This is a genomic window from Thalassotalea mangrovi (genome assembly GCF_005116735.1).
Taxonomy (GTDB): domain Bacteria; phylum Pseudomonadota; class Gammaproteobacteria; order Enterobacterales; family Alteromonadaceae; genus Thalassotalea_A; species Thalassotalea_A mangrovi.
Map to the genome: position 1 here is coordinate 32,555 of NZ_SWDB01000001.1, position 12,464 is coordinate 45,018.

At 46.3% G+C, this 12,464-nt stretch carries 15 protein-coding genes; 5 read left to right on the forward strand and 10 right to left on the reverse strand.

Annotated elements, in window-relative coordinates; genetic code table 11:
* Window positions 1–18 precede the first annotated feature (18 nt).
* Window positions 19–579: a DUF4136 domain-containing protein gene (locus E8M12_RS00120; protein WP_136734037.1), complete on the forward strand. Its 561-nt coding sequence runs from the start codon at window positions 19–21 to the stop codon at window positions 577–579.
* Window positions 580–662: 83 nt separating this feature from the next.
* Window positions 663–995: a ribonuclease E inhibitor RraB gene (locus E8M12_RS00125; protein WP_136734038.1), complete on the forward strand. Its 333-nt coding sequence runs from the start codon at window positions 663–665 to the stop codon at window positions 993–995.
* Window positions 996–1,019: 24 nt separating this feature from the next.
* Here the strand turns inward: E8M12_RS00125 and E8M12_RS00130 are convergent, their stop codons facing one another.
* The 5 genes from E8M12_RS00130 to E8M12_RS00150 form a co-directional block, all read right to left on the reverse strand.
* Window positions 1,020–1,700 carry a trimeric intracellular cation channel family protein gene (locus tag E8M12_RS00130; RefSeq protein WP_136734039.1) on the reverse strand — a complete coding sequence of 227 codons (681 nt, stop codon included), beginning with the start codon at window positions 1,698–1,700 and terminating at the stop codon, window positions 1,020–1,022.
* A gap of 9 nt (window positions 1,701–1,709) precedes the next feature.
* Window positions 1,710–2,138: a rhodanese-like domain-containing protein gene (locus tag E8M12_RS00135; RefSeq protein ID WP_136734040.1), complete on the reverse strand. Its 429-nt coding sequence runs from the start codon at window positions 2,136–2,138 to the stop codon at window positions 1,710–1,712.
* A gap of 99 nt (window positions 2,139–2,237) precedes the next feature.
* Complete coding sequence (mtnN, locus tag E8M12_RS00140) at window positions 2,238–2,945, reverse strand: 5'-methylthioadenosine/S-adenosylhomocysteine nucleosidase (protein WP_136734041.1); 708 nt, start codon at window positions 2,943–2,945, stop codon at window positions 2,238–2,240.
* A 157-nt stretch (window positions 2,946–3,102) separates the two neighbouring features.
* A complete protein-coding gene (locus E8M12_RS00145; protein ID WP_136734042.1) occupies window positions 3,103–3,732 on the reverse strand; it encodes a dUTP diphosphatase in 630 nt (209 codons plus the stop codon).
* Window positions 3,733–3,796: 64 nt separating this feature from the next.
* On the reverse strand, window positions 3,797–4,534 hold the full coding sequence (locus E8M12_RS00150) for a helix-turn-helix domain-containing protein (RefSeq protein WP_136734043.1): 738 nt from the start codon (window positions 4,532–4,534) through the stop codon (window positions 3,797–3,799).
* Between the two features lie 165 nt (window positions 4,535–4,699).
* Here E8M12_RS00150 and E8M12_RS00155 point away from each other — a divergent pair, with 165 nt between their 5' ends.
* Both E8M12_RS00155 and E8M12_RS00160 read left to right on the forward strand, forming a co-directional pair.
* A complete protein-coding gene (locus tag E8M12_RS00155; RefSeq protein WP_136734044.1) occupies window positions 4,700–5,071 on the forward strand; it encodes a hypothetical protein in 372 nt (123 codons plus the stop codon).
* Window positions 5,072–5,075: 4 nt separating this feature from the next.
* Complete coding sequence (locus tag E8M12_RS00160) at window positions 5,076–5,891, forward strand: DUF2145 domain-containing protein (RefSeq protein ID WP_136734045.1); 816 nt, start codon at window positions 5,076–5,078, stop codon at window positions 5,889–5,891.
* A gap of 92 nt (window positions 5,892–5,983) precedes the next feature.
* On the opposite strand, the gene E8M12_RS00165 is transcribed toward E8M12_RS00160, so the two are convergent.
* From E8M12_RS00165 to E8M12_RS00185, 5 genes are all read right to left on the reverse strand, one after another.
* Window positions 5,984–7,267, reverse strand: a complete 1,284-nt coding sequence (locus E8M12_RS00165) for a dicarboxylate/amino acid:cation symporter (RefSeq protein ID WP_136734046.1) — start codon at window positions 7,265–7,267, stop codon at window positions 5,984–5,986.
* 72 nt (window positions 7,268–7,339) lie between these two features.
* Window positions 7,340–7,789: a YaiI/YqxD family protein gene (locus tag E8M12_RS00170; protein ID WP_211244956.1), complete on the reverse strand. Its 450-nt coding sequence runs from the start codon at window positions 7,787–7,789 to the stop codon at window positions 7,340–7,342.
* Between the two features lie 32 nt (window positions 7,790–7,821).
* Window positions 7,822–8,427 carry a CAP domain-containing protein gene (locus tag E8M12_RS00175; protein WP_136734048.1) on the reverse strand — a complete coding sequence of 202 codons (606 nt, stop codon included), beginning with the start codon at window positions 8,425–8,427 and terminating at the stop codon, window positions 7,822–7,824.
* 153 nt (window positions 8,428–8,580) lie between these two features.
* Entirely contained in the window at window positions 8,581–9,246 is a 666-nt protein-coding gene (locus tag E8M12_RS00180; RefSeq protein ID WP_136734049.1) for a cytochrome b/b6 domain-containing protein, read from the reverse strand.
* 3 nt (window positions 9,247–9,249) lie between these two features.
* Window positions 9,250–9,687: a cytochrome b562 gene (locus E8M12_RS00185; protein ID WP_136734050.1), complete on the reverse strand. Its 438-nt coding sequence runs from the start codon at window positions 9,685–9,687 to the stop codon at window positions 9,250–9,252.
* A 283-nt stretch (window positions 9,688–9,970) separates the two neighbouring features.
* Between E8M12_RS00185 and rnr the strand changes: the two genes are divergently transcribed.
* Window positions 9,971–12,361 carry a ribonuclease R gene (rnr, locus tag E8M12_RS00190; protein ID WP_136734111.1) on the forward strand — a complete coding sequence of 797 codons (2,391 nt, stop codon included), beginning with the start codon at window positions 9,971–9,973 and terminating at the stop codon, window positions 12,359–12,361.
* The last annotated feature ends 103 nt before the right edge of the window (window positions 12,362–12,464 follow it).

The window sequence follows — 12,464 nt, forward strand, 5'->3', positions numbered from 1 at the left end:
TAATAACTAAGAATCGCATTGAGATACCGTAACATTATCCGCTACTTACCCTTAATTATGCTGCTGTTGATGAGTTTGAAAGGTTGCGCCAGCCAGCCTCGTGCTCACATTAACCCTGACTACGCCTTTACTGATATAAGCTTCTATTCTCTGTTTCCCCGACATCATCAAATCAATGACATTCAGCGTTTGGGAGATTTTCAGCGAAATCGTATTGAACTGGCAATAGAGCAAACCATGGATGATCTGCGCTTTTCCTATGCCAGTGAAGAGCAGGCGGATGTGATCGTCAGTTATTTCCTGGTCCAGTCCAGCCTTAAAGAGCTTAATGAATACCATCGTCAGGTTAAAGCCTGTCTGGTGTGTACACAAAATGAGTTGCGGACCCTAAACCGGAAAATTGGCCCTGATATGCTGATTATTGATTTGCTATCGACCAATAACATGCGCAGTATTTATCGTCAGGTCAGTTCGTTAAAAATAAAGCCTAAAAATACCTCGGATGAAAACCAGCAACTAATCGTCGAAGCTGTGCAGCGAGGCCTGGCCGATTTAGCGATCCTGGCTAAGCCCTTGTAACCAGCGCGATATTCTAAAGGATTTCTTCTGCTACTCTGAATAACAACGTATAATTGCGTCAATTTAAATAAATGAGACCGTAAATGACCATTCCAAACGATGAAATTGGTTCTGTATTGCTGGACATGCAGGATGCTGGTATGGATTTAACTCAACCGGTTGTTGTTGAGTTTTTTCAGTTGTTCGAAAGCAAGACTAATGCCCAGGCCCTGGCAGACTTCCTACAAACTCAACAGGAAGTGATATCGGTAACGTTACACCCGGATCAAACCCCCGAGGTCTGGGACGTAGATTGCACCGTGGAAATGGTGCCCAGCTATGAAAACATAAAGGCAAAAGAAGCGTATTTTGAAAAGTTGGCACGACAGTATGATGGCTATAACGACGGTTGGGGTGTTCATTTTGAAGAGAGTTAGTCACCCGCAACTGGCTCCTACTTCTCATTCCTGACTGTCTTCATCTTCCTGACCGCGCTGATTATGGACATCTTCGTCGTCGTCAATTGCAAACGCTGGCAATGATAAATGCCAATAAATGGCTGCCAGCCTGAGTAGTAGCCCACCAAGCATGGCGACAAATAGCGAAACATTTTCACTCAAGCCCAGTCCATCGAAAATAACAAACAGACTTGCAGATAATAAGGCGACGACAGAATACACTTCACGACGCAATAATAACGGAATTTGATTGCAGATAATGTCGCGAATGATGCCACCCGCAACGCCGGTAATCGTCCCCATGATAACCGCCATCAGTCCGGTCATCTGGTAGTCCAATGCCTTCTGCGCACTCAATACGGAAAACATCGCCAGGCCAAAGGCATCCACCACCATCAGAATTCGCATCGGAACATGGTTGGGGTGGCGCACAAACAACATGGTAACGACGGCCGTCGCGACAATGTAGTAGATGTAGTCATTGTGAGAGAGCCAGAAGATTTCAACGCCCATGATTAAATCACGGATGGTGCCTCCGCCAACAGCCGTAATGGCTGCCAGGACAATCACGCCAAAGGGGTCGAGTCGATAACGACCAGCCGTCAGTGCTCCAGAGAGTGCGAACACCATTATCGCAATTGAGTTGGCATACTCGATAAAAGTCGATATCTGGTGTTCTTCCATATGGACCTTTTACTCTACGGGAGACGATTTGACTTGCTGTTCAGTTAAAGGTAGCTCATTTGCCTGCCATTGCTGAAAATCGCCCTGTAAATGGCTGACACGATGAAACCCCTGCTGCTTGAGGGCATCGATTGCGATTTGCGCGCGCCGTCCGCTACGACAATAAACGACAATGTTTTTCGATTCATAGGGGGTTAACAGGGTGAGATTTTCGTTTATCTGGTCATGGGGAATATTGACCGCACCACTGATATGGCTCTCTGCAAACTCTTCTGTGCTGCGCACATCGAGTAACAGAAAATCTTCTTTGCTCTCCAGCATCGCCAACACCTGGCTCTGGGTCGCCTCAGCCGGCAATTGTGTAGGACTCAAAGGTAGCTTTTCAGCACAGGCGAATAAAAAGATAACACACAGAAAAGGGATAAGACGCGTCTTCATGGGTTAGCTCCCTTATTTAAGAATAGGCATCAATCTGTAGTGTAACGCCAGGAGGAGAAGATTACCACTTATCCTCCTGCGCCCTTTAACCGGGGATTATCAGAGGGTCATGCCTTTCAGTGCATTCAGCATATTGATCACTAATTGTGACGAATTTTTAGATGCTGTCTCAAGGTAGGCTTCAAAAGAGGTCGGTGATTCCTTACCTGCGATATCCGAAAGTGAACGAATAATGACAAATGGCACAGTAAACTGGTGACAGGTTTGAGCGATTGCGGCGCCCTCCATTTCCACCGCCGCCATGGCTGGAAAATTTTTCCTTGCCTTAGCAATGTCTTCTTCTTTGGTCATAAAGGTATCGCCAGTGGTGATCAGGCCTGTCATGGTCTGAATGTTTTCCAACTGTTCAATGCCAGTTTGCGCTGCCTTGACCAGTGTTGGATGAGGAACGAATGCTGGCGGCATTGCCGGTAATTGACCAATCTCATAACCAAAAGCGGTAACATCCGCATCGTGATAGCGAACTTCCGCACTAATCACGATATCACCGACCTGCAGCGACTGTTCAAAACCACCGGCGCTACCGGTATTAACAATATAATCCGGCTTAAATTTGTCGATTAACAACGCCGTCGCCAAAGCTGCGGCAACCTTACCAATGCCAGATTGCACCAGTACCACCTCGTTACCATCAATAGTACCACTGTAGAAGGTATACCCGGCATACTGGGATTCAGAAACATTGTCCAGTTGTGATTTTAAAATAGCGACTTCAGGCTCCATCGCCCCGATGATTCCGGCTTTCATGCAATTACCTTGTGAATAAAAAATACTGAGCGGATTATAAAGGATTGGCGGGGAAAATGAGAGTGACAGCCAATAAAAAATGAGCGCGATAGACAATAAAAAAGGCCTGGAAGCTGAGCTTCAGGCCTTAGTGTATGGTCAATTTAGATGCACAGAGTTAGGCTGGATACGCGGATTTTAAGCCATTATAGACTTGTTGTTGAAAGTCGCTGGCGCTGCTATCGAGGCTGTTGACCAAATCGGCCAGCACTTCATTGTCTTCCTTACCATCCCAGACCTTAATATAACTGCCTTCCTTATAGCCATGATCCTGACGGAAGAAGTTGAGCGTGTTTTTGCCAACATATTGGCGGAATAACTCATCCAGATCCATGTTCATCAAGGTTAGACAGGCGGCGAAACTCGGGCCATCAAAGCGCTGTTCACTAACGGCTGCTGACGCTAAAACCTCTAAAACTTGCTTAAAGTCATCGCCCTGCAGTGGATGTTGAATTTCAACAGCAAGGGTTTCGGCGATTTTGTTAGTGTCGGCTTCCTGCATCAACCGTAAACTCAAGCCAAAGTGAAAAATGTCAACGAGCTCAAGTTGTACCTGAGCCACGTCACATTCCTGATGTTTCCACCACTTCCAACCATGGTGATCAAGCATTTCGGCACACTCAACCCAGATTGCCCGGTACCATTGATAACCATTGTCGCGCCAGGTTTCACTTACCCGCGAATTCATCGCATCCTGCATTGTCAGCATTTGTTGTATTTGCGTTACCGCAACGGATAAATCAGCCATATTTGAAATTGTCCATGTCCGTTTTAAATTTTCGCTATAGTGTGCCTGAAATAGGTGGTAATTGCTATGTATCCCGCCGTAGTTTGCGGAAGGTCGAAAGCTCCCAGGGGCGCATGGCCAGCAATACGCCGATATTCTGTCGATCAGACGGTGGAATATGTCGGTCTTGTTGGTTCAGCTCGGCACATTCCTGCTTCAGATATTGCAGTTTTTTCTTGATCAGGTTGATGCTTGAAGCGCTATAACTGCCTCGAATATAGAATCTAAACGCGTGGTCATCCTGAAAATCCGACATTAAAAACTTAGTCATTACATCGTTGGCAATAAAACGTTCTAACGGACCGCGATTAATCCACTGAAAGTCCTGGGTGATCAGTAATTTGTAGTGATTGTTGGGCAGTAATTGGATCATCTTTAGTTTATCCAGGCGGACCAGCAACCGAACGGCTTCTAACGGCTCAATTTGGTACTGGTCAATGATTTCCTGGTAACTCCAGCCGTCGCGTACACACGCGGCAACCAGCAATAACTTAGGATCATCTACCAGTTCCTGTTCTTGTTCGAGAGTAAGCTGGGAGATTTTTTGCTCTTGTTGTTCAAGCAACATAAAAAAGTCAGAAAGGCTTAGCGCTAACAGTTCACAAAGTTGCTCGAGCCTGTCTATGCTCAATTTTTGTTGAGAAAAAAAACGCTTTACGTTCGCTTCGCTCATGGAGAAATGAGTGGCGACATCGGCATAGGTTAACTGTTGTTGTTTTAACAGTTTTTTAAGTAACTGCATCATGCCTGGAATCTGCGACATGGGTAAGTGCCTCCTGTGAAAATCCCAATCTCAGTAAAAAGTATACTTTTTTAATACCTTAAGTTGACTTTAACACGACATTAACAATTGGGGTATACATAATTGATTTCTTCTCCCATAGTTAAGCCACCTCGCAAATGAGGTAACAACAAAGAGGAAAACATTATGAAAACATTAACGATTGTATCTTTTACTCTGCTGACTTTTATCTCAGGCTCTGCAGCAGCCGCAGGTGGTGCGTCTGAGCACTCGGCGAGAGCAGGCAAACACAGCTCACTGGCCGTATCTAATGCTGGAGTTGCCAGCGGTAAAGCGGTAAGTGGTGTGGTAGCGGTACCACTGACGGCATTGGGCGCTGTGGGTAATGCCAGTGGCAAGGCGGGTGATGCGTTGATGACTAACGCACTGACCACAGAACCATTACCGATAAGTGATGTGACGGTCACTTCTGCGCCAGTTACCAATGTTAACCCGGATCCGGCACCCAATGTGGTAATCAATATCGAAAACCAACAGGCTAGCGAAAATCAGGAGTAATACCATGTTTAAACTCACTAGGATCAAATCATTGGCCCTTGGCCTGATCGTCAGTTTGTCTATCGGTAATTGTTGGGCTGGCAGTGCCAGCCCCACTGATAATCAGCATGATGTCGAAGTATTGAAATCGTTTGCTAAAAATGTTGAGCAGTATGCGGCTAAGCAAGGAGCTCGTGCGTTTATCATTGGCCGGATTGGCAGGCCTGAATCGCAATTACCGGATGGCGTTACGTTTACCCATGCCGCGATTGCGATTTATTCGGAAATTCAGCTTGATAATGGCGACAAAGCGCAGGGCTATGCGGTTCACAACCTGTATCAAAAAGAAGGAGATAAGAGTCGCAGCGAACTGGTGACTGACTATCCCATTGACTTCTTTTGGGGAGTTCATCAGCTTAAAGCCGGAATCATTATCCCCAAACCTGAATTACAACAGCGTTTGATAGCCACAATCGCAAGAGGAGATAATGTGAAGGTGCATAATCCTCAATATTCGGTAATGGCGAATCCTTTTAACGACCAATATCAAAATTGTACTGAGCACACCCTGGATGTGATTAATGCCAGTATTTACCAGACCACCGATAAAGCGAAGTTAAAGGCAAATGCAAAGGCTTATTTTCAGCCACAGCGGATAAAGACCAGCCCGATTGCATTGATGTTTGGTTCAGCATTTATGAAAGATCTGACGATGAAAGATCACAGCGGCAAAATTTATACCGCGACATTTACCTCGATCGCTCGTTATCTGAATAATAATAATTTGATCAGTGAAGCGGTATTGCTGAATGAAAATGGAATCGCCAACCCGTTATTATAATCGACCTGATCAAGGATTATGGATGCTTTTTCCGGGCACCTGGGCGCATAGCTGAGTCCCGGAAAAAGGATCTTTTACAAAGGATGTGGCAATCAGCTTTTATTCGCGTCGCCAAGGTATCGGTTTAAAACCGTCGCGGCAGTCATATCTCCCGTTACATTGACCACCGAACGTCCCATATCCAGAAGCCGGTCAACACCAAGTATTAATGCCATGCCCTCGACCGGGAGTCCCTGACTGGCCAATGTGCCAGCGAGAATGGGCAGAGAGGCTGACGGGATACCCGGTGCGCCGATGGATGCAACCAAACTTAATAATACGATGGTTATCATTTGACTGGAGCTTAAATCGATGCCAAAAGCCTGCGCAATAAATAACACTACGGTCGCCTGGTACATGGCGGTCGCATCCATGTTTATCGTAGTTCCCAGGGGAATAATCAATCGGCTGACCTGAGGTTTTACACCGTGCAGGGTCTCAGTAACCCGTAACGTAACCGGCATGGTTGCACTGGATGACGACGTCGCTAATGCCAGTGCCATCACTTCACGACAATTACGGAGGAAATCTAAGGGACGCTTTTTGGCAAGCAAGGCGACGATCAACAGATACATTAAGATGATACATAACAGGCCTGCCAGTACATTGATGAAAAACATTGAAACCGCGCTGATGGCACCGAGTCCTTTGGTAATGATGACATTGGCGATTAAGCCAAATACGACAACAGGTGTGTATTTCATCAGCCACAACACGATAGTCATGCACAGGGATTGTACGCTTTCCATTAAATCGAGCAGGGGTTTGGCACCTTTTTTATCCATATGTAACAGACCAAAACCGAAGATAATGGCAGTCACCACAACCTGTAACATCTGATTTTGACTCAAATGACTAAAAATATTGGTAGGAAATATGCCGGTGATGATACCAATGACGCCATTCTCAGTTAGATCCAGTTGTTTCATCTCTGGCGAGGCGAGGCTGCCCAGGTACTGTGGATTCATCGCTAAACCGGGCTGGATCCAACCGGCCAGTAAAAACGCCAGGGCAATCGCCAGGGTGCTGGTAAAAAGAATATAAATAATGCCGAATCCAAGCGTCTTTATGGCTTTGATATCGTTCGAACTGGCGATGCCAAGAATCACCGAACTGAGTACCAGAGGCAGCACGATAAATTTAAGCAACATCATAAAAATGGTGCCGGGCAGTGCCAGCCACTGGCCAATTGCGTGGGCCGTTTCAATGTCGGTCAACGCCAGGTTTTCACTGAGCAGGATGCCAACGGCAAATCCAAGAAATAAGGCGATTAAGACTTTAAACCAAAGTTGCTGGCGTAATCTTGAAGGTGATGTCTGGGCTGTTGCTGGTGTCATAAGGGTACGGTATTGTTCTTGTTTTTTATAACTTAACCGTGTTTTACGTCACAGAAAAGTTTCCGCTGACATTTATTTTTTATTGCGTTGCAGATATTTATCCAATTGATTGGCAAACTGTTGTTTATCAGAGGCGGATAACGCTGCCGGGCCAGATGTCTGCACGCCACTAGCGCGCATGGTATCGTAGAAGTCCCGGATATTCAGGCGGGCACCGATATTTTCTTTGCTAAAAGCTTCACCGCGAGGCGATAAGGCTAGCGCGCCTTTATCTATGACTTCTTTTGCCAGGGGAATGTCTTGAGTAATCACCAAATCCCCCGTCTGCACTCTGCGGACAATTTCATTATCTGCCACATCAAATCCACTACTTACCTGAATAAACTGGATATACCTTGACGGCGGCACTCGCATCGGGTGATTCGCGAGTAATTTCGTGGGCGTATGGGTTCTATCGGCCGCTTTAAACAGTATTTCTTTTATCGCTACTGGACAGGCATCAGCATCTACCCAAATTGTCACTTGTGTATCAGAGTTCATCGCAGGGCCCTTTGTTATTTGTCCGTTTTTAATACCGACTCAAACATGGATTTGTTTGGAATTTGATCGCTGGTAAATTCCGTTTTTTGGTTTGCCCGGTGTCCTTTACTGACATAAACAACCCAATATTGAACATGCGGTGCGTTTTTATCCCGAAAAAAACCAACACCGATCTCATCTTGTTCCCGATAAAACGTTAGTTCGCCCAGTAGGTGCTGGCGATGAGCCGTTGACTGTTTAAATGCGCGCCAGACTTCCTCGGCAGAATGGTAACCACCGGCGATGGCTTCAACCTGATTGCTCATCATGCCACCATAATAGTCAGGCAATTGGTAGCCACCATTTCGTAAATGCGAGTTCGGGCTACCATTTAAATTTTGCATTACCAGTCCATGTTCGGCCATGACTTTGGCTTTTTCCAGAGCGAGTTGGGTGAGCAGAGCATTACAGCGAAGTTCGGAACGCTGTTGTTGTGGATCGGCTTTTATCAGGGTGACTAATGTCTGTGCTTCTTCGACATTACCACAATGCTGTTCTGAGGTTGCTGACTGGTCAGCAGCAAATGCCAGGCTACAGCAGGCAATGGTTGAGATGACAGCAAAAATAATGGTCTTTGTCATGAGCGATACAATTGGAATCCGGTAATGAATCACTATTGCAACATATGCGATGGCGAATGGAAAGGAGGGGACTGATATTAAAGCAAAACAGTTAAGCCAGAACAGCAGGCATTTTTACTGCCTGCCGAATACATTGTCATCCGGATTACCGGACTAATAACTCGATAAGTTCAGGCCAAAGTAGTTAACCAGGGCGGCTAATAACACCCATACCAAGATGCCGACCAAGCCATTTTTAAATCGCATGTCACTGGTATGCTCCGGCAGTGTCTTATGCTTTTTGCGGCCGGTGAAAATGGCTGCGATGACATTGTCTCCCCGGATAACGTGCAATACGCCGGCAAGGGCGTGAACCGCAATCAAAATCAGTAGCACATCAAACAGGGTTTTATGCCAGGACACCATAAACGCTGCGACATCGTCACTGACTAAAGCATACAAAGGACCTTCACTAAAAACATCATCAGAGCTGAACAGGCCAGTAGTAAGCTGCAAGCCTAGTGTCAGCAACAATGCCATCACCATATAAGCGCCCACAGGGTTATGACCAACATGGGGACGAGCAATGTCATTATTACGCCAGGCTTTGACTACCGTAACCGGGGATTTGATAAAGTGACTAAACCGTGAAGTCTGACTACCAGCAAACCCCCAGAATATCCGAGTTAGCCAAAGGGCAAGCAGGGTAAATCCGGCAATAAAATGCCACTCAAACATACCTTCTTCACCCGTATACCAGAGCAAAGCCAGCAAAATAAGCTGGCTTAGATGGTACACCCGGGTAAAGCTATCCCAGATTTTTACCGTGTTGGCGGACATAACTTAATCTTCGCAATCCATTTTATAGGCCTTGTGACCTTGTTTGCTGGCTTTGCCGATTTTTCCTAATGCCGCCTTGCGCTCGTCATCGTTGCTGGCTTTAGCAAGCTCTTCAACAGCCCCTTGTAAAAACAGCATGCCTTTTTGATATTTTTTAACATCCGCCTGTTGTTCGGTATTAAGGTCCTGGTTATCGGAAATCTGTAGCGGTACTAAATCGTCAGCTTTATCAATATTTGCCAGTAGCTCGGTAACAACCTGCTCCATTGCATCAGAGTCACCGGCTTTCATTGCTTTTTTATAGGCTTTCATATTGTCTTTCATATCACCCATGACTTCGGCAAGGTCGGTTTTGCCACACATTGGATGAACATCATTGGCCATGGTTTGCGAAGAAAAGGCAATGGTACACAACAGGCTGGAGATTAATAACTTTTTCATATTTAGTTCTCATTTATCATAGAAATACGGGTTGCAGAGCAATTTTATACAGGGCATTGTAGTTATGTTCAATCTTATTCACCGGTTATATCCGTCGCTTTAACCCTAAACAAGCGTATTTACAAATTTATAAAGTCGGTTGATGGTATGACAAAGTTAGGTGATAGCATTGGTATAAGATATACTGTTGAAAAGTTTTCCTTTGCAGACCGCTAGTTGTGACACTTTTTTGCCAGTTGCTGCCGGCGCGCTGTTCTCAACCTGGATAGGACATTCGGATAACGTGAAATCCAAAGATCCCCATTTTAGCCGCGAGGCACAAAAGTACGACAAGCCTATCGCCAGTCGTGAGTTTCTGCTGTCGTTAATCGAAGAAAAAGGCTATCCCCTGACGTTTGCGCAGATTTGCAAAATTCTGGCTTATAAGGATGAGAATCAAAAGATAGCCCTAAAGCGTCGCCTGCGGGCGATGGAAAATGCCGGTCAGCTGGTTTTTACCAAGTTTAAGCAGTATGCCAAAGCCAGCGAGGCGACCATTATTACCGGTGAGATCATAGGTCATCGTGATGGCTTTGGATTTTTAAAGCCTGATAAAGGCGATAAAGACCTGTTTATACCGTTTCATGAAATGCGCAATGTGATTCATGGCGATATTGTCGAAGCGCGAGTGGTTGAAAGTGCCGATGGCAAAGGCAAACAGGAAGTGAAAATCCTCGATGTAATCGTACCGCGTAAAGACGGTATTATTGGTCGGCTTTTTGTTGAAAATCATACGCTGGTGGTGGTGCCGGAGGATGCCCGTATAACCCATGAAATCATCATTCCCCAGGACAAGCGCGATGCTGCCCGCCATGGACAAATGGTCATCGTGGAATTATTACAACGACCATCGAAACGTTCGTCCGCGATTGGCACAATCACCGAAGTACTGGGCGATCATATGGCACCGGGGATGGAAATTCAGGTAGCGATTCATCAGCACGATTTACCCCATACCTGGAGCGATGAGTTGCTGGAAGAGATTGCAACGCTAAGTGAAGAAGTGCCAGAGTCTGCGAAGCAGGGAAGGGTCGATTTACGGCAGTTGCCGTTAGTTACCATTGATGGTGAAGATGCCCGGGATTTTGATGACGCGGTATATTGTCAGCCGAAAAAATCCGGTGGCTGGCGCTTGTGGGTTGCCATTGCTGATGTCAGTTATTATGTGCGTCCTGGAACAGCACTCGATGGCGAGGCGATTAAGCGCGGCAATTCTGTGTATTTTCCCGAACAGGTCATCCCGATGTTGCCAGAGGTGCTGTCTAATGGCTTGTGTTCATTAAATCCTGATGTTGATCGCCTGTGTATGGTTGCGGAAATGACCGTAAGTGCGCAAGGGAAGTTGTCCGGAGCGAAATTTTATCCGGCGTTGATGCGTTCGCACGCTCGATTCACCTACACCAAAGTCGCCGCTATCCTTGATGGCGACAAGGAACTGCGTGAGCAGTATCAGCAACGAATTCAAGATTTAGAAAACCTGCACCAACTTTATCATGCCCTGGTGCATGCCCGTCGAAACCGCGGTGCGATTGAATTTGAAACGGAAGAAGTGCGTTTTATCTTTAATGCCAATCGAAAGATTGAATCGGTGGAACCGCTGGTCCGCAACGACGCCCACAAAATCATCGAAGAGTGCATGATCCTGGCAAATGTTGCCACCGCCAAATTTATCGAGAAACATCAAAAACCGGGTTTATTTCGGGTTCATGACAAGCCGAATGAAGAGAAATACGGCAATTTGCTGACCTACCTGAATGAGCTCGGCATGAACCTGGAAAAAAAGAAGGACCCGGAACCTGCGGATTTTGGCGATATCATTGACAAAATCAGCGAACGTCCGGATCAGGAACTGATCCAGACCATGCTATTACGTTCGATGAAGCAGGCGATTTATCAGGCGGAAAATATCGGCCATTTTGGCCTGGCATTGCCATCTTATGCGCACTTTACGTCGCCGATCCGCCGTTACCCCGACCTGGTTGTTCACCGGGTGATAAAATCAATCCTTGAGCAACAACAGGCGGATAAAGTTAATGCAGGTTTTTATGAATATGACCTGGGTGAGGTGACTGAACTCGGCGAACATTGTTCGATGACGGAGCGCCGGGCCGATGAAGCGACCCGGGAAGTCGCCGATTGGTTGAAATGTGAATTCATGCAGGATCACGTTGGTGATAGTTTTATGGGGGTGATCGCCACAGTAACGAATTTTGGTATGTTTGTGCGCTTGCAGGATTTTCATATCGAAGGGTTGGTGCATATCAGTTCGCTCGGCCAGGATTTCTTCCGTCATGATGAGGTGCGGATGTGCCTGATTGGTGAAAACAGCCGGGTGAAATACCATGTTGGTGATATCCTTGAAGTTCAGGTCGCTGCGGTGAACCTGGATGAGAAGAAAATTGATTTAACCATTAAAGACCCGGTTGTTGCCGGTAAAGGCGGTAAAGCTAAAGGATTGCGGCGTCGGACGAAATCGACTGCGTCTGTGCCCACCGAGGCTAAAACAGCAGTATGTGTTAAATCGAAAAAGTCAGCTGCAGAGGCCAGCACAAAAGGGAAAAAAGGCAAAAAGGCCAGCGCCAAAAAGCGTAAGGGCCGGCCCGGGAAAAATGCCCGTAAACGCAGCAGAACATAAATCAAGGGGTCAGAGTCGTTGATTTTATCGGGCAGCCAATTGGGGTCAGGTCTTGAATTTTGCAAAACTTGCACAATTCAAGACCTGACCCCAATTACTCAAT

Excerpts from the sequence above, each read along its gene's own strand:
- E8M12_RS00125 (WP_136734038.1), top strand. The coding sequence starts at position 663 with ATGACCATTCCAAACGATGAAATTGGTTCTGTATTGCTGGACATGCAG.
- E8M12_RS00130 (WP_136734039.1), bottom strand. The coding sequence starts at position 1,700 with ATGGAAGAACACCAGATATCGACTTTTATCGAGTATGCCAACTCAATT.
- E8M12_RS00135 (WP_136734040.1), bottom strand. The coding sequence starts at position 2,138 with ATGAAGACGCGTCTTATCCCTTTTCTGTGTGTTATCTTTTTATTCGCC.
- mtnN (WP_136734041.1), bottom strand. The coding sequence starts at position 2,945 with ATGAAAGCCGGAATCATCGGGGCGATGGAGCCTGAAGTCGCTATTTTA.
- E8M12_RS00145 (WP_136734042.1), bottom strand. The coding sequence starts at position 3,732 with ATGGCTGATTTATCCGTTGCGGTAACGCAAATACAACAAATGCTGACA.
- E8M12_RS00150 (WP_136734043.1), bottom strand. The coding sequence starts at position 4,534 with ATGTCGCAGATTCCAGGCATGATGCAGTTACTTAAAAAACTGTTAAAA.
- E8M12_RS00155 (WP_136734044.1), top strand. The coding sequence starts at position 4,700 with ATGAAAACATTAACGATTGTATCTTTTACTCTGCTGACTTTTATCTCA.
- E8M12_RS00160 (WP_136734045.1), top strand. The coding sequence starts at position 5,076 with ATGTTTAAACTCACTAGGATCAAATCATTGGCCCTTGGCCTGATCGTC.
- E8M12_RS00165 (WP_136734046.1), bottom strand. The coding sequence starts at position 7,267 with ATGACACCAGCAACAGCCCAGACATCACCTTCAAGATTACGCCAGCAA.
- E8M12_RS00175 (WP_136734048.1), bottom strand. The coding sequence starts at position 8,427 with ATGACAAAGACCATTATTTTTGCTGTCATCTCAACCATTGCCTGCTGT.
- E8M12_RS00180 (WP_136734049.1), bottom strand. The coding sequence starts at position 9,246 with ATGTCCGCCAACACGGTAAAAATCTGGGATAGCTTTACCCGGGTGTAC.
- E8M12_RS00185 (WP_136734050.1), bottom strand. The coding sequence starts at position 9,687 with ATGAAAAAGTTATTAATCTCCAGCCTGTTGTGTACCATTGCCTTTTCT.